Genomic DNA, 24,818 nt, shown 5'->3' with positions numbered 1-24,818 from the left:
TCCATGACACGGGTGAGCATGCGGGTCGACGGCGTCACGTACACGGACGAGGTCGAACCCCGGACGCTGCTGGTCCACCACCTGCGCGAGGCCCTGGGCAAGGTCGGGACGGTCGTCGGCTGCGACACCAGCAACTGCGGCGCCTGCACCGTCCACCTCGACGGGCAGGCCGTGAAGTCCTGCACCGTCCTCGCGGTCCAGGCCGACGGCGCCGAGGTCACCACCATCGAGGGCATCGCCGAGCCCGGAGGCGCCCTGCACCCGGTGCAGAAGGCGTTCCACGAGATGCACGGTCTCCAGTGCGGTTACTGCACGCCCGGGATGATCATGGCCTCGATCGACCTGCTGAAGGAGAACCCGAACCCGAGCGAGACCGAGGTCCGCGAGGGGATCGAGGGCAACCTCTGCCGCTGTACCGGCTACCAGAACATCGTCCGCGCGGTGCAGCAGGCCGCGGGCGAGATGTCGTCGTCCGCCGCCCCCGAGACCACCGGAGCGCAGGCATGACCCTCACCGAGGACCCGGCGACCACCGCCGTCGAGAAGGAGGTCGGGAAGGCGCGCCGCCGCAAGGAGGACGCCCGCCTGATCACCGGCCGCACCACCTGGACCGACAACATGGTCCTGCCCGGCATGCTGCACATGGCCGTCGTCCGCAGCCCCCTGGCCCACGGGAAGATCACCGGCATCGACGTCAGCGCCGCGCAGGCCGCCCCCGGCGTCGTCACCGTCCTCACCGGCCGCGACATCGCCGACGAGCAGGGCTCCATCCCCTGCGCGTGGCCGGTCACGCCCGACATGGTCAACCCCGGGCACCCCTCGCTCGCCGTCGACGAGGTCAACCACGTCGGCGAGGGCGTCGCGGTGATCATCGCCCGCTCGCGCGCCGCGGCCGCCGACGCCATCGAGCTGGTCGACGTCGACTACGAGCCGCTGCCGCCGGTCCTCGACATGGAGGAGGCGGTGAAGGCCGACGCCGACCTCTGCCACGACCACACGCAGTCCAACACCAGCTACCACTTCGTCTTCGACGCCGGCGAGGCCGGCACGGGCACCGACACCGAGCAGGCGTTCGCCGACGCCGAGGTCGTCGTCAGCCGGCGGTTCGTCAACCAGCGGCTGATCCCGGCGTTCATGGAGCCCCGCTCGGTCGTCGTCCAGCCCCAGGGCGACAACTACACGATGTGGTCGGCCACCCAGGTGCCGCACATCCTGCGCGTCATGCTCGCCTCGGTCACCGGCGTGCCCGAGCACAAGCTGCGCGTCATCGCCCCCGACGTCGGCGGCGGCTTCGGCGGCAAGCTGCAGGTCAACCCGGAGGAGGTCATCGCGCTGCTCGTGGCGCGGCGGCTCGGCAAGCCGGTGAAGTGGACCGAGACGCGCAGCGAGTCGCTGATGACCGCCCACCACGGCCGCGACCAGATCCAGTACATCGACATCGCCAGCGACCGCGAGGGCAACGTCAAGGGCCTGCGGGTGCGGCTGCTCGCCGACATGGGCGCCTACCTGCGGCTCATCACCCCCGGCGTGCCGGCGCTCGGCGCCTTCATGTTCCCGGCGATCTACAAGTTCCCGGCCTACCGCTTCGAGTGCGACGGCGTCTTCACCAACAAGGTGCCCACCGACGCCTACCGCGGTGCCGGCCGGCCCGAGGCCACCTTCGCCATCGAGCGGATCATGGACGAGCTCGCCGTCGAGCTCGGCATGGACCCGCTGGAGCTGCGCCGCAAGAACTGGATCCAGGCGCAGGAGTTCCCGTTCACCACGGTCGCGGGCCTGGAGTACGACAGCGGCGACTACGAGGCCGCCACCCGGCAGGCGCTCGAGCTCATCGGCTACGACGAGCTGCGCGAGGAGCAGCGCCGCCGCCGCGAGTCGAACGACCCGGTGCAGCTGGGCATCGGCTTCTCCACCTTCACCGAGATGTGCGGCCTGGCGCCCTCCCGGGTGCTCGGCTCGCTGTCCTTCGGGGCCGGCGGGTGGGAACACGCGGCCATCCGGATGCTGCCGACGGGCAAGGTCGAGGTGGTCACCGGCTCGACCCCGCACGGGCAGGGCCACGAGACGGCGTGGAGCCAGCTGGTCGCCGACGCCCTCGGGGTGCCCTTCGAGGACGTCGAGGTGCTGCACGGCGACACCGCGATCGCCACCAAGGGCCTCGACACCTACGGCTCGCGCTCGCTCGTCGTCGGCGGGACCGCCGTGGTGAAGGCCGCGGAGAAGGTGATCGCGAAGGCCCGCACGGTCGCCGCGCACCTGCTGGAGGCCAACGAGGACGACCTGGAGTTCTCGGGCGGGAAGTTCTCCGTCCGCGGCACGCCGGGCGCCTCGCTCGGCATCCAGGAGATCGCGCTCGCCGTCTTCGCCGCGCACGACTACCCCGAGGGCATCGAGCCCTCGATCGACGCCGATGCGACCTTCGACCCGGTCAACTTCTCCTTCCCCCACGGCACGCACATCTGCGCCATGGAGGTCGACACCGACACCGGGTTCGTCAAGATCCGCAAGTACGCGTGCGTCGACGACGTCGGCACGATCGTCAACCCGCTCATCGTCGAGGGCCAGGTCCACGGCGGGCTGGCCCAGGGCATCGCGCAGGCGCTGTACGAGGAGGCCGTCTACGACGCCGACGGCAACCTCACCACCGGCACCTTCGTCGACTACCTGGTCCCCTCGGCCGCCGACCTGCCGCACTTCGACACCGGCAACACGGTGCACGAGGCGCCGGGCAACCCGATCGGCGCCAAGGGCGTGGGCGAGGCCGGCTGCATCGCCAGCACCCCGGCGGTGGTCAACGCCGCGCTCGACGCCGTCCGGCACCTCGGCGTGAGCGACATCCGCATGCCGCTGACCCCCGAGCGGGTCTGGCGGGCCATCCACCAGGGCGGCGACGGCGGTGACCGGGCCGCGGCCGGCAGCAACGCCTACGGCGGCGCCTCCACCGAGTCCACGACCGGTGTCTCGACCCCTGCTTCGTCCCTCGGAGGTGACCGGTGATCCCCGCCGCGTTCGAGTACGTCCGGCCGACCACGGTCGACGAGGCCGTCCAGGCGGTCGCGGAGGGCGGTGAGGACGTCAAGATCATGGCCGGTGGGCAGTCGCTCATCCCGGTCATGCGGCTGCGGCTGGCGGCGCCCGAGACCGTCGTCGACCTCGGCCGGGTGGCGGAGATGCGCGGCGTCCGCGACGAGGGCGACGCGCTGGTGATCGGCGCGATGACCACGCACGCCGAGGTGGTCACCGACCCGCTGATCGCACAGCACGCCAGGCTGATCGCCGAGGCGACCGAGACGGTGGCCGACCGGCAGACCCGCCGGCGCGGGACCTTCGGCGGCGCCCTGGCGCACGCCGACCCGGCCGGCGACCTGCCCGCCGTGGCGCTCGCCCTCGACGCGGAGATGGTCATCGCCGGGCCCTCGGGACGGCGCACCGTGCCGGCCTCGGAGTTCTTCGTCGACTACCTCACCACCGCGCTCGACGAGGGTGAGGTGCTCGTGGAGATCCGGGTGCCGAAGCTCGCCGGCGACTGGGGCGTGCGGTACGAGAAGTTCAACCGGGTGGCGCAGGCCTGGTCGATCGTCGCGGTCGCCGCGGCGGTCCGGCGGGAGAACGGGCACATCGCCGAGGCGCGGATCGGGCTGACCAACATGGGCCCGACCCCGCTGCGGGCGTCGGCCACCGAGGCCGCCCTCGCGGGGGCCGCGGCGTCGCCGGACGCGGTCGCGCAGGCGGCCCGCTCGGCAGCCGAGGGCACCAGCCCGAGCAGCGACCTCAACGCCCAGGCCGACTACCGCGAGCACCTGGCGCAGGTGCTCACTCGCCGGGCGGTCGCCACCGCCGCCGGGTTGTAGTTTCGCCCCAACCCCGGCTCCGCCCGTCCCCTCGGCCGGCCCGCCCACCCGGGCGGACCGGCCGAGGTCCGTTCCCACCCCCGGAGGTCGCACCGTGCAGCTGGAGAACTCCTTCACCGTCCCCGTCCCCGTCGACGAGGCCTGGCGGGTGCTCCTCGACATCGAGCGGATCGCCCCGTGCATGCCCGGCGCCGCCCTCGACTCGGTCACCGGTGACGACTTCACCGGACGGGTGAAGGTCAAGCTGGGCCCGATCAACCTCACGTACCAGGGCAAGGCGTCGTTCGTGGAGAAGGACGAGGCCGCGCACCGGGCGGTCATCGACGCCCGCGGCAAGGACCAGCGCGGCAACGGCACCGCGGCGGCCACCATCACCGCGAAGCTGCTCGCCGAGGGCCAGGTCACCCGGGTCGACGTGCTCACCGACCTCAACATCACCGGCCGGCCCGCCCAGTTCGGCCGCGGTGTCATGACCGACGTCGGCAACAAGCTGCTCGGCCAGTTCGCCGACAAGCTCGCCGCCCAGCTCGGCGAGGGCGACGCCCAGGGCGACGCCGACCGCGCCGAGAGCGCCGCCGCGAAGGCCGCCGCGACCGCCACCGGGGTCGCGGAGGAGGTCGCCCAGTCGGTCGAGCAGACCCCGGGGGACAACGCCGTGGCCGAGGCCGTGCGCTCGGCCGGCACGAAGGCCCGCGAGGCCGCCGCGTCGGCCACCGACTCGCTGACGGCCGACGCCGACACCGTGGCGGCCAGCCCGCCCACCCGGCCGATCAGCCCCGTGGGCGCCACCGACACCACGCCGGTGCCCGCCGTCGGCGACACCGCGCCGACGTCGTCGGACACCGCGCCGTCCTCGGGCGGGACGCCCGCCGCGCCGTCCGCGGGCCGGGCGCCCAGCGCGCCGCCGTCGCGCAACACCGCTCCTCCCGGGCGCCCGGCCACCGGCGCCCCGCCGCGGAGCACGCCGTCGGCCGCGCCCCGGCCACAGCCGGCCGCCGAGCCCGAGCCGATCGACCTGCTCGAGGTCGCCGGCGGGGCCGCCATGGCGCGCTACGCGGCGCCGGGGGCCGCGGTGGCGGCGGTGCTGCTGCTCGTGGTGCTGGCGTTCCGGCGGCGCCGCCGCTGACGCCCGCCCCTGCTGCTGGCGATCATCGGGTGCGTGCACGGCCGGCCGGCGTGCCGGCGCGTGTCCCGTGCACGCATCCGGTGATCAACACCTGAGGGGGCCCGGCCGAGTCGATCATCGGCTCCTTGCCGCCGACACGCGCGGACACGCCGCCGCGAGCGGCGACCGTCCGCACCTCGGGGCACGAGCGACCCGGTGATCAGCACCTGAGCGGCAGCTGCTCCAGCCAGGCCAGTGCCGCGGCGGCCACCGCGTCGGGGTCCTTCCCGAGCGAGTGGTCGCCCGGCACCGCGTGCACCGACGACGCCGGCACGCCCTCCAGTGCGGCGCCGACCTCCGCCGGCCGGCCGAAGGCGTCGGTCTCGCCCTGCACGACGGCGAGCGGCACCCCGGCCGACCGGAGCTCGTCCGCGCGGCTGCGCTCGGGCCGGCCCGGCGGGTGCAGCGGGAACGCCAGCGCGAGCACGGCATCGGCACCGAGCGCCGCTGCGGTCCGGCAGGCCACCCGGGCCCCGGCGCTGCGGCCGCCGAACACGAGCGGCCCGGTCAGCGCCCCGCCGGCGCGCAGCGCGCCGAGCACCGCCGTCCAGGCGAGGTCGAGCCGCGGGGGCGCCGGCGCGATCCGCTTGCCGGCCACCCGCCACGGTTGGTCCACCCGCAGCACCCGCCAGCCCGCCCCGGCGGCCGCGGCGGCGACGGCGAGCAGGTCGGGCCCGTCGGCCGCGCCGCCGGCGCCGTGCCCGAGCACCAGCGTGCCGCGGGCGGGCGCCGGGCCGTCGGCGCGCACCGCGGCCGGGCCGAGCGGGGTGTCGACGAGAGCCGGCGCGCTCACCGGGCGAGCAGCGCGTCGACCGCCCCGGCGAGGTCGGCGGCCACCACCGACGGGGCGGGGAACGCCGGCGGCCAGGCGCGCTCGCTGCGCGGGAACCAGGCGCCGGTGAGGCCCGCGCGCTCCGCGCCGAGGACGTCCCAGCCGTGCGCGGCCACCAGCGCCATGCGCGCGGGCTCCACGCCGCAGACGCCCGCGGCCCACACGTAGGCCTCCCGGGACGGCTTCCACGCCTGCACCGTCTCGCTGGTCAGCGTGCGCTCCACCAGTGGCGTGATCCCGCCGCGCTCCAGCCCGGCCTCGGCCACGCCCGGCGAGCCGTGCGACAGCGTCACCACCCGCACCCCGGCCTCGGCCAGCCGGCGCAGCGCGGGCTCGACGTCGGGGTGCGGCGACAGCCCCAGGAAGCTGTCGGCGACGCGGTCGCGGTCGCGCTCGGACAGGTCGGTGAGCTGCGCCAGGGCCGACTCGAACGCCGCGCGGAAGGGGACCCGGAGGCCGGCGACCGCGGCCGCGGTGCCGGTGTGCAGCGTGCGGGCGAAGACGGTGGGCAGCAGGCCGTCGGGCTGCCCGTGCTCGACCAGGGCGGCGGCGACCGGCGCGAGGTCGAGCAGCGTCTCGTTGACGTCGAAGGCGACGACGTCGGGCCGGGACGTCACGCCGTGGTGCTGTCGCCGGCGTCCCCGGGGCGCCCGGCCTCGGTGCGCCCGGCGGTGGTCCGCCGGCGCCGGTGGTGGCGGATGTCCTTGACCCGCTTGTAGACCAGCCAGCCCACGCCCAGGACGACCACGGCCGCGACCAGGTAGTCGAAGTACTTGAGGTTGTCCTGGATGAAGTCGCCCGCGACGACGCCGAGGGTCACCAGCAGGCTGTTCCAGATCAGGCTGCCCGCGGCGGAGTAGAGGACGAACTGCAGGAACGGCATCCGGACGACGCCGGCCGGCACGGAGATGAAGCTGCGCACGATCGGGACCATGCGGCCGAAGAACACCGCCGAGCGGCCGTGCCGCTCGAACCAGGCGAAGGTCCGGTCGACGTCGGCGGTCTCCACCAGCGGCAGCCGGTCGAGGAAGGCGTGCGAGCGGCGGGGGCCCAGCGCGCGGCCGACGTAGTAGAAGAAGATCGCCCCCAGGATCGAGCCGAGGGTGGCGAAGAGGATCACCGGCACGATCGACATCTCGCCGCTGTTGATCAGCACGCCGGCCAGGCCCAGCACGGCCTCGCTGGGGATCGGCGGGATCACCGTCTCGAGCAGGATGGAGAACCCGACGCCGAGGGGCCCGAGGGTCTCGACCAGCTGGAGCAGCCAGCCGGTGATCCCGCCCTGGTCGGAGGACGCGGCGGCGAGGAACGACATGCGTCCACGGTAGAGGGGGCCTCCGGGGGTCGCCCGCACGTCGCCCCAACTGCCGGGGTCCCTGGGGCTAGCGTTCCGCCATGCGCCAGCGACTCACCGCCCGGGCCGTGATCGTCGGGGACCGGGCCGGCACCGTCGTCCCGGACGCCGTCGTCGACGTCGAGGACGGCCGGATCGCGTGGGCCGGCCCGGCCGTGGACGCCCCGCCGCCCGGCGACGCCGAGGTGGTCGCGCTGCCCGGCCTGCTCGTGCCCGGGCTGGTGAACAGCCACTCGCACGCGCCGATGGTGCTGTTCCGCGGCCAGGGCGAGGGGCTGCCGCTGGACCGGTGGCTGCGCGAGGTGATGTGGCCGCGCGAGGCGCGGCTGGCCCCCGACGACGTCGAGGTGGCGATGACCGCGGCGTCGGCGGAGATGCTGCGCGGCGGGGTGACCACGAGCGTCGAGATGTACTTCGAGCCCGCGCGGATCGCCGCGGCCGTCGGCGTCACCGGGGCGCGGGCGGTGATCGCCGCGCCGATGGTGCCGCTGCCCGGCATGCCGCCGCTGGAGGAGCAGCTGGCCGCCGCCGTGGAACTCGCGCGGGGCGTGCCCGACGACGGCAGCGTCGAGTACGGCCTCGGCCCGCACGCGGCCTACACCGTGCCGCTGCCCCTGCTGCGCCGCGCGGCCGAACTCGCCCGCGAGCACGGGATGCTGCTGCACCTGCACGTGGCCGAGACCGCGACCGAGGGCGCCGGCCTGCTCGCCGAGCACGGGCTGTCGGTGCCCGCGCTGCTCGCCGCGCACGACGTCCTCGGCGGCCGGGTGCTCGCCGCGCACTGCGTGCACATGGACGACGGCGACCTCGAGCTGTGGCGCGAGTACGACGTCGCCGTCGCCCACTGCCCGGCCAGCAACGCAAAGCTCGCCAGCGGCGTCGCGCGCCTGCGGGACATGCTCGACCGCGGCATCCGGGTGGGCCTGGGCACCGACGGGCCGGCGTCCAACGACGGGCTGGACCTGCTCGCCGACGTGCGGCTGGCGGCGTCGCTGGCGCGGCTGCGCGAGCGGTCGGCCGTCGCCCTGACCGCCGCCGAGGCGTTCTGGCTGGCCACCGGCGGGGCCGCCGAGGCGATCGGCCGGCCCGACCTCGGGCAGGTGGAGGCCGGGCGGCGCGCGGACCTCGTGCACGTGGACACCGGCGACCTCGGCTTCGAGCCGGTCGGCGACCCGGCCGACCTGCTCACCCACCTGGTGTGGTCGGGCGTCTCGCGGCAGGTGCGCGACGTGTGGGTGGGCGGGCGGCAGGTCGTCGCCGGCGGGACGGTCACCACCGCCGACGCCGGGGCCCTGCGCGCCGAGGTGGCGGTCCGGGCGGCGCGCCTGGCCGGCTGAGGCGGCAGCACGATCAGGTGGCCTGATCGTGCTGCGTCCTGCCTCACCGCCGGAGGTGAGCCAGGAGGCGCGGAGGTGAGCCAGGACGCGGGTCAGGCCTGCGGGGTGGGACCCGTCCAGGCGTAGAGGTGGCCGTCGACGACGACGGTGACCCAGCCCTCGCACAGCAGCGCCTGCTCGCCGGTCAGGTCGGGCCACGAGCCGCCGCCGTCCCACGGCATGCCGGGATGCGCCAGCGGGGTGCACGACCCCGGCGCCGCCGTCCCCGGCGCGAGGGCCATGTCCGCGCGGACGCTGCCGTCGTCCTCGCCGTAGGCCTCGCCCGGCCGGACGACGGTCACCTCGGTGCCGACGGAGCGGGTCCAGAACGGCACCGAGCCCTCCGGGGCGCGCGCCGCGTCGTCGCGGAACGCGGTCTCCGTGTGCCCCTGCAGCTCCGCCAGCACCGCCCCGGCGCCGTGCACGCCCGCCGGCATCGCCACGAGCACCCCGGCCACCGCCGTCGCCGCCACCGCGGCCGCCCCGCCGAGCACCGCTCCCACCGTCCCGCGCACCGCGGATCTCCTCCCGTCCCGGCCACCACCCGGTGGCGGGACGAGCGTCGTCCGCGCAGGTCGCTGCGCGCGTCGGCCGCCGGGACGATCCCGGCCCGGGCCCCGCGTCCGACCGGGGGAGGACCCGGGATGCGACGGCGGCTGGAGGACGGGCGCCCGCTCGGGTTGACTCCGGGGGCATGGCGGCGTCCCTGCGGGTCCTGACCATGAACGTGCTCGGCCCGGCCAACCCGGACTGGCCGCGGCGCAGCGCGCTCACGGGGGAGACGCTGCGCCGGCTGGGCGCCGACGTCGTCGCCCTGCAGGAGGTGCCCGTCGCGGACGGCACCGTGGAGGAGCTGCTGGGGCCCGGCTGGTCGATGACGCCGTTCTCCCGGGCGGCCGACGACGGCGTCGGCGGGGTGCTGGCCACCCGCGCGCCGCACCGGGTGGTCGAGGAGGTCGACCAGCGGTGCACGGAGCGGGCCCGCGGGTTCCCCTGGTGCGCCACGCTGGTCGTCGAGGTGGACACCGCGGTGGGCCGCACCCTGGTCGCCCACCACACGCCGAGCTGGCAGTTCGGCTACGAGGCCGAGCGCGAGCAGCAGGCCCTGGCCGCCGCGCGGACGCTGGAGCGGCTGGCCGGCACCGCCGACCACGTGGTGGTGCTCGGCGACTGCGACGCCACCCCGGACGCCGCGAGCATGCAGTTCTGGCGCGGCCGCCGGTCGCTGGACGGCGTCAGCGTCTGCTACCAGGACGCCTGGGAGACGCTGCACCCCGGCGACCCCGGGTCCACCTTCGACGCGCGCAACCCGCTGGTGCGGGCGGGCGAGGTGGCCACCGCCGTCAGCCGGCGGATCGACTGGGTGCTGGTGCGCAGCGGCGTCCACGGGCCGTCCCTGCAGGTCACCGCGTGCGCGCGGGTGCTCGACGAGCCGGTCGGCGGGGTGTGGGCCAGCGACCACTGCGGCGTCGTCGCCGACCTCGCCCTGCCGGACCACCCACCGGGCACCTGGGCCTCCTGAAGCGTCCGCAACCGATCGGTTGACAAGGCGGGCGGCCGGTCCTACCGTCTTGCTCAACCACTTGGTTGAACGAGGAGGTCGAGAGGTGGCGGCAGATCCGCTCTCCCGGGTGTTCGCGGCGCTGGCCGACCCGACGCGGCGCGACATGGTCGCCCGGCTCGCGGTCGGTGACGCGACGGTCGGCGAGCTCGCCGCCCCCTACGACGTCACCGTGCAGGCGGTCTCCAAGCACCTGCGGGTGCTCGAGGACGCCGGCCTGGTGAGCCGGAGCCGGGAGGCGCAGCGCCGCCCGGTGCACCTGGAGGCGGAGGTGTTCGACCTGATGACGAAGTGGATCGAGCGTTACCGGCGCCAGGCCGAGGAGCGCTACCGCCGCCTCGACGACGTCCTCCGCGACATGCCGGAGGACCCACCCCAGGAGAGGAACCCGTCATGACCACCAGCACGCGCGAGACGCGGATCGCCGCCGACCCCGACGTCCCGCTCATCCGCATCACCCGCGAGTTCGACGCCCCGCCGGCCAAGGTGTTCCGGGCGCACACCGACCCGGACCTCGTGGTCCAGTGGCTCGGCCCGCGCGGGCTGGAGATGCGCATCGACCACTACGACTGCCGGACCGGCGGCTCCTACCGCTACGTGCACAGCGACGCGAACGGTGAGTACGCCTTCCACGGGTCCTTCCACGAGGTCCGCCCCGACGAGCGGATCGTGCAGACCTTCACCTTCGAGGGCGTGCCCGACGGCGTCGCGCTGGAGAAGCTGGTGCTGGAGGACCTCGGCGACGGCCGCACCCGGCTGACCTCGACGTCGCTGTGCGACTCCTTCGCCGACCGCGACGCCATGCTGGCCAGCGGCATGGAGGTCGGCGTCACGCAGGGCTACGAGCGCCTCGACGAGGTCCTGGCCCGCTGAACGGTCAGGCGCGCAGCGAGATCGTCTCGCCGCGCTGCACCACCCGCACCTCCCCGGGCGCCCGCCGCTCGGCGACCTCCCGCACGAAGTCGCCGAGCGGCGAGGCGAACCGGTCGTAGTCGTCGTAGTGCACCGGCACCGTCACCGGAGGCCGCAGCAGCTCGACCAGGTCGGCGCCCTGCCGGCCGTCCATCGTCACCGTGAAGCCCAGGGCCCTCGTCCCGCCGAGGTGGGGGACGACGACGTCGAGCGGGCCGCAGCGCTGCAGCACCTCCGCCAGGTACGGGCGGTAGAGCGTGTCGCCGGTGACGTAGCCCCGCCAGGTCACCTCGCCGCCGCGCAGCAGCTCCAGCACGCTGCCCATGACCGGGGGCAGCACCTGGGCGAGCAGGCCGGGGCCGTGCTCGCCGGGCACCGAGGTGATGCGCAGCGTCTCCCCGCCACGGGTGAGCTCGTGGACCTGCCAGGGGCGCAGGTCCGCCGTCGCGGAGAAACCCCGGGAGGAGAGCGTCCGGGCCGCGGCCTGTGTGGTGACGATCGGCGTGGACCGGTCGATCGTGGCGTGGGCGATGCGGTCCCAGTGGTCGCCGTGCAGGTGGGAGAGCAGGACGGCGTCGAGGTCGGGCAGGTCGTCGGGCAGCAGCGCCGGGTCGGTCAGCCGCTTGGCGAACAGGCCCTTGCCCAGGTAGACGCGCTGCCCGCGGCCGATGAAGTTCGGGTCGGTGAGCAGCGTGAAGCCGCCGAGGCGCAGCAGCGTCGTCGCGTTGCCGCCGAAGGTCAGCGTGACGTCGTCCGCGGGATCGGCCATGGCCCCCCGCTACCCGTCACCCGCCGCTCTGCAACCCGGGCAGCCGGTGCTGGTGCGCCGGCGGCCGGGGGAGGGTGCCGTGGGCGACCACCTGCTCGTGCACGGCCTCCAGGGCCGCGCGCAGCGCCGGGAGGTCGGCCGGGTCCAGCCCGTCGAAGAAGAGCCGGCGCACGAGCGCGGCGTGGCCCGGCGTGGCGTCGCGCAGCGCGGTGAGCCCGGCGCCGGTGAGCACGGCATCGGTGGCCCGGCGGTCCTGCGTCGAGGGCACCTGCTCGACCAGGCCGCGGCCGCTCATCCGCTTGAGGTGGTGGGACAGCCGGCTGCGCTCCCAGGAGATGCGGGTGGCCAGGGCGGTGGTCTGCAGCCGCCGGCCGGGGGAGTCGGCGAGGGCGTTGAGGACGTCGTAGTCGGCGAGGGACAGGCCGCTGTCGGTCTGCAGCTGGTGGTTCATCTCGTAGGCCAGCCGCAGCGACACGCGCATGTAGGCGAACCAGGTCTCCTGCTGCTCGTCGGTGAGCACGGGCCCTCCCCATTGCGTGACATGTCATGTAGCTTGCCGGACGGCGGTCCGACCAGCGCCGAGCAGGACCGCGCCCCCCTCGTCCGCCCCGAGCCGAGAGGCAACCATGCCCGAGCCCGTCCCGCCCGTCCTCGAGCCCGCCGCGCAGGCCTTCGCCGACGCCAACTCCACCCCGCCGTTCCTCTACCAGCTGGCTCCCGAGAAGGGCCGTGAGATCGCCGTCGTGGTGCAGACCGACCCGCCCCCGGTGCTCGCGCCGGCCGACGTCGAGGACCTCGTCGTCCCCGGCGGCCCGACCGGCGAGGTGCGCGTGCGCATCGTCCGGCCGCGCGGCGCCACGGGGCCGCTGCCGGTCGTCCTCTACGTGCACGGCCTGGGCTGGGTCTTCGGCGGCCCGGTCACCCACGACCGGCTGGTCCGCGAGCTGGCCGTCGGCGTGCAGGCCGCCGTCGTGTTCCCCGACTACGACCTGGCGCCCGAGCACCGGTACCCGACACAGGTCGAGCAGGTCTGGGCCGTCGCCGACTGGATCGTCAGGAACGGCCCGGAGAACGGGCTGGACGCCTCGCGCCTCGCCGTCGCCGGCGACTCGGTGGGCGGCAACATGGCCACGGTCGCCACGATCCTGGCCAAGCAGCGCGGCGGGGTGGAGTTCCGGGGCCAGCTCCTCTACTACCCGGTCACCGACGCCTCCTTCGACACCGGCTCCTACGAGCAGTTCGCCGAGGGCTACTTCCTCGCCCGGGAGGGCATGCGCTGGTTCTGGGACCAGTACACGACCGACGAGGCGCAGCGCGCGGAGATCACCGCCTCGCCGCTGCGGGCGAGCGCCGAGGACCTGGCCGGGCTGCCCCAGGCGCTGGTGGTCGTGGCCGAGGCCGACGTGCTGCGCGACGAGGGCGAGGCCTACGCCGCGAAGCTCCGGGCGGCCGGCGTCCCGGTCACCGCCGTGCGCTACGGCGGGATCATCCACGACTTCGTGGGGCTCAACCCGCTCCGGCACACGTTCGCCGCGCAGGCGGCCGTCGAGCAGGGCATCGCGTTCCTCCGCGGCGCCCTCGGCACCGACTGATGGCCGGCCCGGCGGAGCTGCTGGAGCGCATGCTCGACGACGTCTTCAACGAGCCGGACCCGCAGCGGCGCGCGACGGCGATCGCCGCGGTGTTCGCCGACGACGTCGTCTTCACCGACGACGGGCGGACGGTCCGCGGCCGCGAGGAGCTGGCGGCCACGGTGACCGGGTTGCTGGCGCAGGGGCCCGGGCTCGTCTTCACGCCGGCCGGCCCCTTCCGCGGCGTCGGCGACCTCGGCATGCGGCCCTGGCGTCTCGGCCCCCCGGGTGGGGAACCGGTGCTCGGCGGCCTCGACGTCGCCCAGGTCGTGGACGGCCGCATCGCCCGGCTCTGGACGGTGCTCGACAGCTAGGCCCACGCGGGGCGGGGGTGCCGCCGGCGTCCCCGCCCCCACGCGGAATGCGTGATATGTCATGCGAGTTCTCCCGGCCCACACCACGACACGGGAGGGACCCACGATGGGACAGCTGGAGGGCAGGACGGCGCTGGTCACCGGCGCCACCTCGGGCATCGGACTGGCCGCGGCGCGACGGTTCGCCGCCGAGGGCGCGCACGTCTTCGTGACGGGCCGCCGCAAGGACGCCCTCGACGAGGCGGTCGAGAGCATCGGGCACGGCGCGGTCGGCGTGCCGGGCGACGTCGCCGAGCAGGCCGACCTCGACCGGCTCTTCGAGACGATCGCCGCGGCCGGGCGCGGCCTCGACGTCGTCCTCGCCAACGCCGGCGGCGGGGAGTTCGCCGCCCTCGGCGAGATCACCCCGCAGCACTACGCGGACACCTTCGACCGCAACGTCCGCGGCACCGTCCTCACCGTGCAGGGAGCGCTGCCGCTGCTCGGCGACGGCGCGTCGGTCGTGCTCACCGGCTCGACGGCGACCCTGCACGGCACCCCGGCGTTCGGCCTCTACGCCGCGTCGAAGGCGGCGGTCCACCAGCTCGCCCGCACCTGGGCGATCGAGCTGGCCGGCCGCGGCATCCGGGTGAACACGCTGGTGCCCGGGTCGACGGCGACGCCGGGCCTGCTCGGCCTGGCCCCGGACGCGGCCGCCACCGACGCGATGGTGGAGGGGATGGCGGCGGGCATCCCGCTGCGCCGGCTGGCCCGGCCCGAGGAGATCGCCGCGGGGGCCTTGTTCCTGGCGTCGGACCAGAGCAGCTTCATGACCGGCAGCGAGCTCGTTCTCGACGGCGGCCAGGACCAGGTCTGAGCCGCCCCCGACAGGAGGACCCGATGGAGCAGATCGACCCGAGCGTCCCGCCCAGCGGCACGGGGTGCGTGGAGTGCGACGCGACCGGCGGCTGGTGGTTCCACCTGCGCCGGTGTGCCGCCTGCGGCCACGTCGGGTGCTGCGACTCCTCGCCGTCCCAGCACGCCTCGGCGCACGCGGCGGCCACGGGGCACCGGGTCGTGCAGAGCTTCGAGCCCGGCGAGGACTGGGCGTGGGACTACGTCGACGGGCGGTACGCCCGCGGCGTGCGCCTCGCGCCGCCGACCGAGCACCCCGCCGACCAGCCGGCGCCCGGGCCGGCCGGCCGGGTCCCCGCGGACTGGCAGCGCCTCCTGCACTGACCGCGCCCTGCGCGGGCCGGGCCGGCGCAGGGCCGGTCAGCGGCGGCTCAGCACGGCGAGCAGTGCGGCGGTGACCACGGTCAGCAGCAGCGGGTGCAGGTAGGCGAAGACCTCCAGGCCGTCGCCCCACCCCGAGGTGCGGTACCGCTGCACGCAGACGGCAGCCGCGACGACCTGCGGCACCACGAGCACGACGCCCGCCGCGAGCCCGGTCGCCGTCCGCCGCCGCGCGGCCACCGCAGGCAGCGGCGCGAGCAGGAAGGCCAGCCACCACCAGGGGCTGATGAACTCCGTCTCGACGCTGCTGCCGCCCAGGGGGACGACGCCGCGCGCCGTGGCGAGCGCGAGCACCGCCACCCCCGCGGACAGGGCGAGGACGCCCAGGACGGCGAGGGCGTCGCGGCGGTCGGCGGGCACCCGGGTGGAGGTCACCGCCGGATCCTGGCAGGGCGTGCCCGCGAGATCTGCACACTCGGGGTCTTCCGGGGCTCGGGGGCCCCGAGTGTGCAGATCTCGCAGAGGAGGGGACTGGTAGACAGGGGCGATGGTGCAGCCCCGGGACATCGACGAGTCCTTCCTCGCCCTGCCCCTGTCCGCGCTCGCCGAGGCGGCGTTGACCCGCGCGGTCGACCTCGGCTGCGAGCACGCCGACCTCCGGGTCGAGCGGATCCGCACGCAGTCGCTGAACCTGCGCGACGCCCGCCTCGAGTCGCTGGCCGACGGCGAGGACCTCGGTCTCGCCGTCCGCGTGGTGCACGAGGGCACCTGGGGCTTCGCCGCCGGCGTCGTCCTCACCGCCGCGGAGGCGGTGCGGCTGGCCGAGCAGGCGGTCGCCGTCGCGCAGGTGTCCGCGGCGCTGTCCACCGACCGGGTCGAGCTCGCCCCGGAGCCCCCGCACGAGGGCTCGTGGGTGTCCTCCTACGACGTCGACCCGTTCGAGGTGCCCGACGCCGAGAAGACCGCGCTGCTCACCGAGTGGTCGGAGCGGCTGCTGGCCGCCGACGGCGTCGAGCACGTGACGTCGGGCTGCATGCACGTCAAGGAGCAGAAGTTCTACGCCGACACGGCCGGCACGCGGACCCGCCAGCAGCGGGTGCGCATCGCGCCCGAGTTCACGGCGCTGACCGTCGACCGCGCCACCGGCGCCTTCGAGAGCATGCGCACGATCGCCCCGCCGGTCGGCCGGGGCTGGGAGTACCTCACCGACGGCCGCTACGACTGGGCCGCCGAGCTGGCGCAGATCCCGGAGCTGCTGCGCGAGAAGACCAAGGCGCCGTCGGTCGAGCCCGGCCGGTACGACCTCGTCGTCGACCCGTCCAACCTGTGGCTGACCATCCACGAGTCGGTCGGCCACGCCACCGAGCTCGACCGGGCGCTGGGCTACGAGGCCGCCTACGCCGGCACCTCGTTCGCCACCCCCGACGGGCTGGGCAGCCTGCGCTACGGCTCCGAGCTCATGCGCGTCACCGGCGACCGCACCGCCGAGCACGGGCTGTCGACGATCGGCTGGGACGACGAGGGCGTCGAGGCCCAGCGCTGGGACATCGTCCGCGACGGCGTGCTGGTCGGCTACCAGGTCGACCGCAACACCGCGCGCATGGGCGGGATGGAGCGCTCCAACGGCTGCGCCTTCGCCGATTCGCCGCGGCACGTGCCGGTGCAGCGCATGGCCAACGTCTCGCTGCAGCCGGCACCCGACGGCCCCGACCTCGAGGGCCTGGTCGGCGGGGTCGAGCGCGGCATCTACGTCGTCGGCGACAAGAGCTGGTCGATCGACATGCAGCGCTACAACTTCCAGTTCACCGGCCAGCGCTTCTACCGCATCGAGGGCGGGCGGCTGGCCGGGCAGCTGCGCGACGTCGCCTACCAGGCCACGACGACGGACTTCTGGGGCTCGATGCGCGCCGTCGGCGGCCCCTCCACCTACCGCCTCGGCGGCGCGTTCAACTGCGGCAAGGCCCAGCCCGGGCAGGTCGCGCCGGTGAGCCACGGCTGCCCGGCGGCGCTCTTCGAGGGCGTCACCATCCTCAACACGGTGCAGGAGGGCGGGCGATGAGCCGGCAGACCGCGCAGGAGCTCGTCGAGCAGGCGCTGGCCGCCTCGACCGCCGACGGGTGCGTGGCCTACGTCGTCGAGAGCACCGAGGCGAACCTGCGGTGGGCGTCGAACAGCCTGACGACGAACGGGGCGATGCGCTCGCGCCAGGTCGTCGTCGTCTCCTTCGTCGACGGCGGGGCCGGGATGGCCACCGGCACGGTGGCGCGCACCGGCACCCCCGACGTCGCCGAGCTGGTGGCCGCGAGCGAGCAGGCCGCGCGCGACGCCGGCCCGGCCGAGGACGCGGTGCCGCTGGTGTCGGAGGCCCCTGCCCACGCGGGGGACTGGGACGCCGACCCGGCCGAGACCTCGATCGAGGTGTTCGCCGAGTTCGCGCCGGCGCTGGGGGAGGCCTTCGGGGCCGCCCGCTCGCGCGGTGACCTGCTGTTCGGCTACGCCGAGCACTCCCTGACCACGACGTACGTCGGCACCTCGACCGGGCTGCGGCTGCGCCACGACCAGCCCACCGGCCGGGTGGAGCTCAACGGCAAGAGCACCGACTTCTCCCGCTCGGTGTGGGCCGGCGTCGGCACCCGCGACTTCCGCGACGTGTCGGTGCCCGACCTCGCCGCCGACGTCGAGCGCAAGCTCGGCTGGGCGCAGCGCCGCGTCGACCTGCCCGCGGGCCGGTACGAGACGGTGCTGCCGCCGTCGGCCGTGAGCGACCTGATGCTCTACGCCTACTGGACGATGGAGGCGCGCGACGCCGACGAGGGCCGCAACGTCTTCGCCCGCGCCGGCGGCGGCAACCGGATCGGCGACCGGCTGGCCCAGCTCCCGCTGACCCTGCGCAGCGACCCGCACGCCCCCGGCCTGGAGGCCGCGCCGTTCCAGGTGGTCAGCGCGTCGTCGGGCTCGGCCAGCGTGTTCGACAACGGGATGGCGACGCCGGCGGTCGACTGGATCCGCGACGGCGTGCTCACCAACCTCGTGCGGCCGCGGGCGTGGGCGCTGAAGACCACCGCGCCGGCCGTGGCGGCCGTCGACAACCTGGTGCTCGAGGCGCCCGAGGCGACGGCGTCGCTGGACGACATGGTGGGCGCCACCGACCGCGGGCTGCTGCTGACCACGCTCTGGTACATCCGCGAGGTCGACCCGCAGACGCTGCTGCTCACCGGGCTCACCCGCGACGGCGTCTTCCTCGTCGAGGGCGGCGAGGTGACCGGCGCGGTGAACAACTTCCGGTGGAACGAGTCGCCGGTGGACCTGCTGGGCCGGATCACCGAGGCGGGGCGCACCGAGCGCACGCTGCCGCGCGAGTGGAACGACTGGTTCACCCGCGCCGCGATGCCGCCGGTCCGCGTGCCGGACTTCAACATGAGCTCGGTGTCCCCGGCCAGCTGAGGGCGCGCCCCTGTGGCGCTGTCGGCTCCTCGGGGCCCGGCTTCGCCTTCGTGGCGCTGATGGCGGACCGGGGCCTGCCATTGCCGGGTCCTCTCGTGCGTTGACCGTCCTGCAGGACCGGCGGTGCGCGGGGAACCCCGGCGACCCGCAGGCCCGTGCGGGTCCGGCAACCGACCGGAAACAGCAGGTCAGCGGCGCGCCCGATCCGGAAACGAGAACTCGTTCCGGACGTCACCAGGGGGCAACGGGAGCCCGCCAGGGTTCTCGCCATGACGACGCCGACCCGCTGGCGGGTGCACGACGCGCACCGCCACCTCGGCGTCCTCCCCGCACACCCCTTCTACGGCGGGCCGCCGGTCAACCCCGACACGACCGCCCGCGCCACGGTCGACGAGCTCCTCGCCGACCTCGACCGCGAGGGCACCGAGCGCGCGCTCGTCATCCCGAACTACGGCGTCCCCGACCCGTCGACGTCCTTCGCGCTCAACGACCTCGTCGTCGAGGCCGCCCAGCGCGACGACCGCGTCGTCGCCGGGCTCTGGACCAGCCCCCGCCCGCAGGACGCCGCCGCCACCGAGAAGGCGCTGGCGCTGGCCGGCGAGCGCGGCGTCCGGGCCCTCAAGCTCTCCTTCCTGCTCGGCGGCCGGGCCGGCGACGACGACTGCCGCCCCCAGCTCGACGCGATCTTCGGCGCGGCCCGCGCGCACGGCCTCGTCGTCCACGTGCACACCAGCCCCGGCGCGGCCAGCGACCTCGACGAGGTCGGCACGCTGGTCGACCGCTACGCCGACGACGTCGCCGTCCACCTCGTGCACATGGGCGGCGGGATGAGCGGCCACATCAAGCTCATCGGGCAGCGCTTCTTCGCCTGGGTGGCCGAGGGCAAGCGCGTCTACACCGACACCAGCTGGGCGATCGGCTTCGCCCCGCGCTGGTTCGCCCGCGAGATCGAGCGCCACGGGATCGGCGCCGACCGCGTCCTGTTCGCCTCCGACCAGCCCTGGGGCGACTTCGAGGGCGAGTCCGCCCGGCTGGCCGCGGCCACCGGCGACGGCGAGCTCGCCGACCTCTTCTTCCGGGCCAACTTCGAGTCCCTGCACGACCTCTGACACCGACCAAGGGAGCCGCACCGTGACCCAGACCCTGCCCGCCACCACCGGCACGCCGCTCATCTCCGACGAGGACCTCGAGGCGAACCAGCGGACGAGCCTCGCCGAGATCCCGCACCCCTCGCTCCCGCCGGGCAGCAACCTCTACGGCTCGACCAAGATCTTCCCCGACTACCAGGCCGGCGAGGGCGAGTCCTACTTCACGCTCGTCCACGGCATCGCGCACGAGTCCTCGGTCAGCTTCGTCGCGTGCCTGCAGGCGCTGCGGGCGCTGCGCAAGGGCTACGAGTCGGTCCTCTACTTCTACGGCCCGGCCGCGATGAACGCGATGGCCACCCGCGGCTTCCCCACCACCGGCGACTCCGCCTTCCCCGGCGAGCACAACATCAACACCCAGATCGAGCGGTTCATCGAGGAGGGCGGCACGGTCTACGTCTGCCGGTTCGGGCTCTCGCTGCACGGCCTGCGCGAGGAGGACCTCATCGCCGGCTGCATCCCGTGCCACCCGCTCGACGTCCAGGACGCGCTGATCCACTACGCGCGCAAGGGCGCGATCATCAACTCCACCTACAACCTCTGATGACGGCGGCCCCGGGGACCGCGACCCCAGGGCGCGCTCCGACGCGGGTGGGCACCCGCGTGGACGTCGCGATCCTCGGGGTCCGGGTCGACGCCCCCGTCTCCCGCCGCGCCGGCGCCGGGCCCAGCGACGACGGGCACGTGCTCCTCGACGGCGTCCCGACCGCGCTGCCGGTGAACCCCGACAGCCCCTACTCGATCTCCGGCGGCCGGCTGCTCCTCGACGGTGCCGACCTGGGCCTCGAGGCGACGCCGGTGCGCCGGCCCGCCTTCTACGACCTCACCACCGCCGACGGCGTCCCGTACGAGCGGATCGCCCGGCTGCACGGGCGCGACGTGCTGGCCACCACCGTGGTGCAGACCTGCGTCCGCTACGCCGAGGACCAGCGCTGCCGGTTCTGCGCCATCGAGGCGTCGCTGGCCGCCGGCTCCACCACCGCGGTCAAGTCGCCGGCGCAGCTGGCGGAGGTCGCCGAGGCCGCCGTCCGGCTCGACGGCGTCCGGCAGGTGGTGATGACCACCGGCACCACCAACGGCCGCGACCGCGGCGCCCGCCACCTCGCCCGCTGCGTGCGGGCGGTGACCGCCGCCGTCCCCGGCCTGCCCGTCCAGGTGCAGTGCGAGCCGCCGGCCCCCGAGGACCTGGACGCGATCGGTGAGCTGAGGGACGCCGGTGCCACCGCCATCGGCATCCACGTCGAGAGCCTCGACGACGACGTCCGGCGCCGCTGGATGCCCGGCAAGGCCACCGTGCCGATGGGCCAGTACGACGCCGCGTGGGACGAGGCGGTGCGGGTCTTCGGCCGCAACCGCGTCTCCACCTACCTGCTCGTCGGCCTCGGCGAGGACCCCGACGAGCTGGTCGCCGGCGCGCTGCGGCTCGCCGACCGCGGCGTCTACCCGTTCGTCGTCCCCTACCGGCCGCTGGCCGGCACCCTCGCTGTGGCCGACGGCGTGGGCGCACCCGACCCGGTCGTGCTCGACGACGTGACCCGCCGGGTCGCCGCCGGCCTGCGCGCCCGCTCCATGCGCGGCGCCGACCAGGGCGCCGGGTGCGCGGCCTGCGGCGCCTGCTCCGCTCTCCCGGCGGCCGGCGCATGAGGACGGCGGCATGAGGACGGCGCTCAGCGCGGAGGAGCTGGCCAGCCTCGAGCGCAGCGTGCTGCTCGTCGACCACCGGCTCGCCGCCCCCGCCCCGCCGTGGCGGGTGGAGGAGGCCGGGCCGGACGGCGTCGCCGCGCACCGCGCGCTGCGCCACGCGGCGTTCGTCGAGGAGCAGGGCCTGTTCGCCGGCAGCGACCTCGACGCCGCCGACGACGACCCGCGCTGCGTGGTGCTGGTTGCACGTGGAACAGGCGGGACGGTGCTCGGCGGCGTCCGGCTCGGCCCGGTCGACCCCGGTGCGCCCGACGTCGGCTGGTGGACCGGCTCCCGGCTCGTCGTCCGGCCCGGCGCGCCGCACGGCACGGGCGCGGCGCTCGTCGCCGCCGCCTGCGCGCACGCCGAGGCCGCCGGGGCGCTGCGCTTCGACGCCACCGTGCAGGACCGCGTCCTGCGGCTGTTCACCCGGCTCGGCTGGCGGGGAACCGGGGCGGCGGAGGTCGGCGGCGCACCGCACACCACGGTCACCTGGCCGGTCGGCCGGCTGACCGCGCTCGTGCGGGCGACCAAGGCGCCGCTCGGTGGCCTGCTGGCCGGCCTGCACCTCGGCGGGGCCGGCTTCGTCGGCGACGACGGCGCCCCCGTGCCCGGCACCGACGTCGTCGCCGCGTGCGACGCGATCCTGCCGTCGATGGTCGAGCGCGACCCCGCGTGGGCCGGCTGGTGCGGCGTGCTGGTGAACGTCAACGACCTCTCCGCCATGGGCGCGGCGCCCCTCGGGCTGCTCGACGCCGTCGCCGGGCGGGACGCCTCGTTCGTCGCCCGCGTGCTCGCCGGCCTGCGCGCCGCCGCGGACGCGTGGGGCGTGCCCGTGCTCGGCGGGCACACGCAGGTCGGCGTCCCGGCGGCGCTGGGCGTCACCGCGCTCGGCCGCGCCGGCCGCCCCGTCCCCGCCGGCGGCGGGCGCCCCGGGCACGCCGTCTCGCTCACCGCCGACCTCGGCGGCGGGTGGCGGCGCGGGCACACCGGCCGGCAGTGGGACTCCACCAGCGGCCGCACCCGGGAGGAGCTGCGGCTGATGGGGTCGGTCGTCGCCCGCACCGCGCCCGCGGCGGCCAAGGACGTGAGCATGGCCGGGCTCGTCGGCACCCTCGGCATGCTCGCCGAGGCCAGCGGCTGCGGCGCCGTCCTCGACGTCGCCGCCGTCCCCCGGCCCGCCGGCGCCACGGCCGGCGACTGGGCCACCTGCTTCCCCGGCACCGCTTTCCTCACCGCCGACGCCCCGGGCCGCCCGGTCGCCCCGGCCGGCCCCGCGACCACCGCCGTCTGCGGTGAGCTCGTCCCCGGCTCCGGCGTGCGGTTGCGCTGGCCCGACGGCTCCCTCACCCCCGCCCTCCCCGGGTCCGTCACCGGACTCGGCCCAGCCACAGGAGAAGCAGCGTGACCACTCTCGCCGCGGTCGCCGCGCCCTTCGGGCGCGACCTGGAGGCCGCCTTCGCCCGGATCGGGCGGCTCATCGAGGACGCCCGGGCCCGCGGCGTCCAGCTGCTCGCCCTGCCCGAGGCCACCCTCGGCGGCTACCTCGCCGACCTCAGCGGGGACGGGACGCCGGACCTGCCGCCGGCGCTGGAGGTGGACGGCCCCGAGGTGGCGCTGCTCGCCCAGCTCGCCGGCGACATGGTGGTGACCGCCGGGTTCTGCGAGTCCGACGGCACCTCCCGGTACAACACCGCCGTCGCGGTCACCGGCGACGGCGTCCTCGGCGTGCACCGCAAGGTCCACCAGCCGCTGGGGGAGAACGCCAGCTACGCGGCGGGCGAGGGGTTCCGCGCCTTCGACTCGCCGGTCGGCCGGATCGGCATGCTCATCTGCTACGACAAGGCCTTCCCCGAGGCCGCCCGCACGCTCGCGCTCGACGGCGCCGAGGTGGTCGTCTGCATGTCCGCCTGGCCGGCCGCGCGCACCGCGACCAGTCCCGACCTCGCCGCCGACCGCTGGACCCGCCGCTTCGACCTGTTCGACCAGGCCCGCGCGCTGGAGAACCAGGTGGTGTGGGTGTCGGCCAACCAGTCGGGCACGTTCGGCTCGCTGCGGTTCGTGGCCAGCGCCAAGGTGGTCGGCCCCGGCGGCGACGTGCTGGCCACCACCGGCGTCGGCGAGGGCACGGCCGTGGCCGACGTCGACGTCCGCGCGCTGCTGGACGGCGCCCGCCGCTCGATGGGCCACCTGCGCGACCGCCGTCCCGACGCCTACGGGGTGCTCGCCGGTGTCTGACCTCACCAGCTGGGGAACGCCCCGCGTCCCGTTCCCGGCGTCCGTGCCGGTCGCGGTCGTCGGCGGGGGGCAGGCGGGGCTGTCGATGTCCTGGCACCTGCGGCGGCGCGGGATCGAGCACGTCGTGCTGGAGCGGGAGACCGTGGCGCACGAGTGGTCCGACGCCCGCTGGGACACGTTCTGCCTGGTCACGCCGAACTGGCAGTGCCGGCTGCCCGGCTGGCCCTACCGCGGCGACGACCCCGACGGGTTCATGGTCCGGGACGAGATCGTCGCCTACGTCCGCGGCTACGCCGCGTCCTTCGACCCGCCGGTGCTCGAGCACACCGCCGTCGAGCGGCTCGACGCCGCGCCCGGCGGCGGGTTCACCCTCACGACGACGGCCGGCCCGCTCGCCGCGGAGCACGTCGTGCTGGCCACCGGCGGCTACCACCGGCCCGTCGTCCCCGGGTGGGCGTCGCAGCTGCCGGCCCACGTCGTCCAGGTGCACTCGGGGCGGTACCGCAACCCGGCGCAACTGCCGGACGGCGAGGTGCTCGTCGTGGGCACCGGGCAGTCGGGCGCGCAGATCGCCGAGGACCTGCACCTGGCCGGGCGCCGGGTGCACCTGGCCGTGGGCCGGGCGCCGCGGGTCAACCGGTCCTACCGGGGCCGCGACGTCGTCGCGTGGCTGTCGGACATGGGTCACTACGACATGCCGGTCACCGAGCACCGCGACGGCGAGGCCGCCCGGCTGGGCACCAACCACTACGTCACCGGCCGCGACGGCGGGCGCGACATCGACCTGCGCGCTTTCGCCCGCGACGGGATGCGCCTGTACGGCGTGCTGCAGGGGCTCTCCGGCGCCACGCTCACCTTCGCCGACGACCTCGCGGCCAACCTCGACTCCGCGGACCGGGTCAACCAGGACGTGCTCGACGCCGTCGACCGGTTCATCGCCGCCGAGGGCATCGACGCGCCCGAGGAGGCCCGCTACACGCCGGTGTGGGCGCCCGGGCCGGACGCGCCGACGACGCTGGACGCCACGGGGATCGCCGCCGTCGTCTGGTGCACCGGGTTCACCAGCGACTGGAGCTGGGTGCGGCTGCCGGCGTTCGACGGCCGCGGCTACCCGACCCACGTGCGCGGGGTGACCAGCGTGCCCGGGCTGTCGGTGCTGGGGCTGCCGTGGCTGCACACCTGGGGGTCGGGGCGGTTCTCCGGGGTGGCGCGGGACGCGGAGTACCTGGCCGAGCACGTCGCCGTGCGGCTGGGCGGCCCTCCCGGCCCCGTGCTGGACCGCGAGCTCGCGCTGGCCGCCGCCGGCCCCGCGCCGACCGTGGGCTGAGCTCC

The 24,818-nt window shown here is 75.6% G+C and carries 27 protein-coding genes; 20 read left to right on the top strand and 7 right to left on the bottom strand.

Going from position 1 to position 24,818, the window contains the following annotated elements:
* Nucleotides 1-3 precede the first annotated feature (3 nt).
* The 4 genes from ACI79X_RS14525 to ACI79X_RS14510 all read left to right on the top strand — a co-directional run bounded on the left by ACI79X_RS14525 (nt 4) and on the right by ACI79X_RS14510 (nt 4,976).
* A complete protein-coding gene (locus ACI79X_RS14525; protein WP_457026117.1) occupies nt 4-507 on the top strand; it encodes a (2Fe-2S)-binding protein in 504 nt (167 codons plus the stop codon).
* Nucleotides 504-2,996: a xanthine dehydrogenase family protein molybdopterin-binding subunit gene (locus ACI79X_RS14520; protein WP_457026116.1), complete on the top strand. Its 2,493-nt coding sequence runs from the start codon at nt 504-506 to the stop codon at nt 2,994-2,996. The genes ACI79X_RS14525 and ACI79X_RS14520 overlap by 4 nt, the downstream gene beginning before the upstream one ends.
* A complete protein-coding gene (locus ACI79X_RS14515; protein ID WP_457026115.1) occupies nt 2,993-3,850 on the top strand; it encodes an FAD binding domain-containing protein in 858 nt (285 codons plus the stop codon). Before ACI79X_RS14520 ends, ACI79X_RS14515 begins: the two co-directional genes overlap by 4 nt.
* 94 nt (nt 3,851-3,944) lie before the next feature.
* Nucleotides 3,945-4,976, top strand: a complete 1,032-nt coding sequence (locus ACI79X_RS14510) for an SRPBCC domain-containing protein (protein ID WP_457026114.1) — start codon at nt 3,945-3,947, stop codon at nt 4,974-4,976.
* A 199-nt stretch (nt 4,977-5,175) separates the two neighbouring features.
* Here ACI79X_RS14510 and ACI79X_RS14505 read toward each other — a convergent pair whose 3' ends face one another.
* The 3 genes from ACI79X_RS14505 to ACI79X_RS14495 are packed head-to-tail and all read right to left on the bottom strand — an operon-like array spanning nt 5,176 to nt 7,162.
* Entirely contained in the window at nt 5,176-5,808 is a 633-nt protein-coding gene (locus tag ACI79X_RS14505; protein ID WP_457026113.1) for an alpha/beta hydrolase family protein, read from the bottom strand.
* Nucleotides 5,805-6,464 carry an HAD family hydrolase gene (locus ACI79X_RS14500; RefSeq protein ID WP_457026112.1) on the bottom strand — a complete coding sequence of 220 codons (660 nt, stop codon included), beginning with the start codon at nt 6,462-6,464 and terminating at the stop codon, nt 5,805-5,807. The genes ACI79X_RS14505 and ACI79X_RS14500 overlap by 4 nt, the downstream gene beginning before the upstream one ends.
* Nucleotides 6,461-7,162: a DedA family protein gene (locus tag ACI79X_RS14495; RefSeq protein WP_457026111.1), complete on the bottom strand. Its 702-nt coding sequence runs from the start codon at nt 7,160-7,162 to the stop codon at nt 6,461-6,463. The genes ACI79X_RS14500 and ACI79X_RS14495 overlap by 4 nt, the downstream gene beginning before the upstream one ends.
* A gap of 80 nt (nt 7,163-7,242) precedes the next feature.
* On the opposite strand from ACI79X_RS14495, the gene ACI79X_RS14490 reads away from it, so the two are divergent.
* Nucleotides 7,243-8,538 (top strand): amidohydrolase family protein, encoded by a 1,296-nt coding sequence (locus tag ACI79X_RS14490; protein ID WP_457026110.1) that lies wholly within the window; start codon nt 7,243-7,245, stop codon nt 8,536-8,538.
* Nucleotides 8,539-8,630: 92 nt separating this feature from the next.
* On the opposite strand, the gene ACI79X_RS14485 is transcribed toward ACI79X_RS14490, so the two are convergent.
* Nucleotides 8,631-9,092 carry a hypothetical protein gene (locus tag ACI79X_RS14485; protein WP_457026109.1) on the bottom strand — a complete coding sequence of 154 codons (462 nt, stop codon included), beginning with the start codon at nt 9,090-9,092 and terminating at the stop codon, nt 8,631-8,633.
* 179 nt (nt 9,093-9,271) lie between these two features.
* On the opposite strand from ACI79X_RS14485, the gene ACI79X_RS14480 reads away from it, so the two are divergent.
* The 3 genes from ACI79X_RS14480 to ACI79X_RS14470 all read left to right on the top strand — a co-directional run bounded on the left by ACI79X_RS14480 (nt 9,272) and on the right by ACI79X_RS14470 (nt 11,011).
* Nucleotides 9,272-10,099: an endonuclease/exonuclease/phosphatase family protein gene (locus ACI79X_RS14480; protein WP_457026108.1), complete on the top strand. Its 828-nt coding sequence runs from the start codon at nt 9,272-9,274 to the stop codon at nt 10,097-10,099.
* 85 nt (nt 10,100-10,184) lie between these two features.
* The gene (locus ACI79X_RS14475) at nt 10,185-10,535 is read left to right on the top strand and encodes an ArsR/SmtB family transcription factor (RefSeq protein WP_457026107.1); all 351 of its coding nucleotides are present in this window, start codon (nt 10,185-10,187) and stop codon (nt 10,533-10,535) included.
* Nucleotides 10,532-11,011 carry an SRPBCC family protein gene (locus ACI79X_RS14470; protein WP_457026106.1) on the top strand — a complete coding sequence of 160 codons (480 nt, stop codon included), beginning with the start codon at nt 10,532-10,534 and terminating at the stop codon, nt 11,009-11,011. The genes ACI79X_RS14475 and ACI79X_RS14470 overlap by 4 nt, the downstream gene beginning before the upstream one ends.
* A 4-nt stretch (nt 11,012-11,015) precedes the next feature.
* Here the strand turns inward: ACI79X_RS14470 and ACI79X_RS14465 are convergent, their stop codons facing one another.
* Both ACI79X_RS14465 and ACI79X_RS14460 read right to left on the bottom strand, forming a co-directional pair.
* On the bottom strand, nt 11,016-11,819 hold the full coding sequence (locus ACI79X_RS14465) for an MBL fold metallo-hydrolase (protein ID WP_457026105.1): 804 nt from the start codon (nt 11,817-11,819) through the stop codon (nt 11,016-11,018).
* Nucleotides 11,820-11,835: 16 nt separating this feature from the next.
* Nucleotides 11,836-12,339, bottom strand: a complete 504-nt coding sequence (locus ACI79X_RS14460; protein ID WP_457026104.1) for a MarR family winged helix-turn-helix transcriptional regulator — start codon at nt 12,337-12,339, stop codon at nt 11,836-11,838.
* Nucleotides 12,340-12,445: 106 nt separating this feature from the next.
* On the opposite strand from ACI79X_RS14460, the gene ACI79X_RS14455 reads away from it, so the two are divergent.
* The 4 genes from ACI79X_RS14455 to ACI79X_RS14440 all read left to right on the top strand — a co-directional run bounded on the left by ACI79X_RS14455 (nt 12,446) and on the right by ACI79X_RS14440 (nt 14,982).
* A complete protein-coding gene (locus ACI79X_RS14455) occupies nt 12,446-13,411 on the top strand; it encodes an alpha/beta hydrolase (protein ID WP_457026103.1) in 966 nt (321 codons plus the stop codon).
* Entirely contained in the window at nt 13,411-13,764 is a 354-nt protein-coding gene (locus tag ACI79X_RS14450) for a nuclear transport factor 2 family protein (protein WP_457026102.1), read from the top strand. Before ACI79X_RS14455 ends, ACI79X_RS14450 begins: the two co-directional genes overlap by 1 nt.
* A gap of 106 nt (nt 13,765-13,870) precedes the next feature.
* On the top strand, nt 13,871-14,620 hold the full coding sequence (locus tag ACI79X_RS14445) for an SDR family NAD(P)-dependent oxidoreductase (protein ID WP_457026101.1): 750 nt from the start codon (nt 13,871-13,873) through the stop codon (nt 14,618-14,620).
* 23 nt (nt 14,621-14,643) lie between these two features.
* The gene (locus tag ACI79X_RS14440) at nt 14,644-14,982 is read left to right on the top strand and encodes a UBP-type zinc finger domain-containing protein (RefSeq protein ID WP_457026100.1); all 339 of its coding nucleotides are present in this window, start codon (nt 14,644-14,646) and stop codon (nt 14,980-14,982) included.
* Between the two features lie 36 nt (nt 14,983-15,018).
* On the opposite strand, the gene ACI79X_RS14435 is transcribed toward ACI79X_RS14440, so the two are convergent.
* On the bottom strand, nt 15,019-15,414 hold the full coding sequence (locus ACI79X_RS14435; RefSeq protein WP_457026099.1) for a hypothetical protein: 396 nt from the start codon (nt 15,412-15,414) through the stop codon (nt 15,019-15,021).
* Between the two features lie 112 nt (nt 15,415-15,526).
* Here ACI79X_RS14435 and ACI79X_RS14430 point away from each other — a divergent pair, with 112 nt between their 5' ends.
* The 8 genes from ACI79X_RS14430 (at nt 15,527) to ACI79X_RS14395 (ending at nt 24,813) form a co-directional block, all read left to right on the top strand.
* Nucleotides 15,527-17,038 carry a TldD/PmbA family protein gene (locus tag ACI79X_RS14430; RefSeq protein WP_457026098.1) on the top strand — a complete coding sequence of 504 codons (1,512 nt, stop codon included), beginning with the start codon at nt 15,527-15,529 and terminating at the stop codon, nt 17,036-17,038.
* On the top strand, nt 17,035-18,423 hold the full coding sequence (locus ACI79X_RS14425; RefSeq protein WP_457026097.1) for a metallopeptidase TldD-related protein: 1,389 nt from the start codon (nt 17,035-17,037) through the stop codon (nt 18,421-18,423). Before ACI79X_RS14430 ends, ACI79X_RS14425 begins: the two co-directional genes overlap by 4 nt.
* 269 nt (nt 18,424-18,692) lie before the next feature.
* Nucleotides 18,693-19,532: an amidohydrolase family protein gene (locus tag ACI79X_RS14420; protein WP_457026096.1), complete on the top strand. Its 840-nt coding sequence runs from the start codon at nt 18,693-18,695 to the stop codon at nt 19,530-19,532.
* Nucleotides 19,533-19,554: 22 nt separating this feature from the next.
* The gene (locus ACI79X_RS14415; RefSeq protein ID WP_457026095.1) at nt 19,555-20,112 is read left to right on the top strand and encodes an MSMEG_0572/Sll0783 family nitrogen starvation response protein; all 558 of its coding nucleotides are present in this window, start codon (nt 19,555-19,557) and stop codon (nt 20,110-20,112) included.
* Nucleotides 20,113-20,171: 59 nt separating this feature from the next.
* The gene (locus ACI79X_RS14410) at nt 20,172-21,212 is read left to right on the top strand and encodes an MSMEG_0568 family radical SAM protein (RefSeq protein ID WP_457026094.1); all 1,041 of its coding nucleotides are present in this window, start codon (nt 20,172-20,174) and stop codon (nt 21,210-21,212) included.
* Between the two features lie 10 nt (nt 21,213-21,222).
* A complete protein-coding gene (locus ACI79X_RS14405; protein ID WP_457026093.1) occupies nt 21,223-22,656 on the top strand; it encodes an MSMEG_0567/sll0787 family protein in 1,434 nt (477 codons plus the stop codon).
* Complete coding sequence (locus tag ACI79X_RS14400; RefSeq protein ID WP_457026092.1) at nt 22,653-23,486, top strand: carbon-nitrogen hydrolase family protein; 834 nt, start codon at nt 22,653-22,655, stop codon at nt 23,484-23,486. Before ACI79X_RS14405 ends, ACI79X_RS14400 begins: the two co-directional genes overlap by 4 nt.
* Nucleotides 23,479-24,813 (top strand): MSMEG_0569 family flavin-dependent oxidoreductase, encoded by a 1,335-nt coding sequence (locus ACI79X_RS14395; RefSeq protein WP_457026091.1) that lies wholly within the window; start codon nt 23,479-23,481, stop codon nt 24,811-24,813. The genes ACI79X_RS14400 and ACI79X_RS14395 overlap by 8 nt, the downstream gene beginning before the upstream one ends.
* Nucleotides 24,814-24,818: the final 5 nt, after the last annotated feature.

It is taken from the genome of Geodermatophilus sp. SYSU D01119, assembly GCF_054049975.1.
The sequence above is the reverse complement of the archived record's forward strand: the minus strand, read 5'-3'. Positions and strand labels throughout refer to the sequence as shown.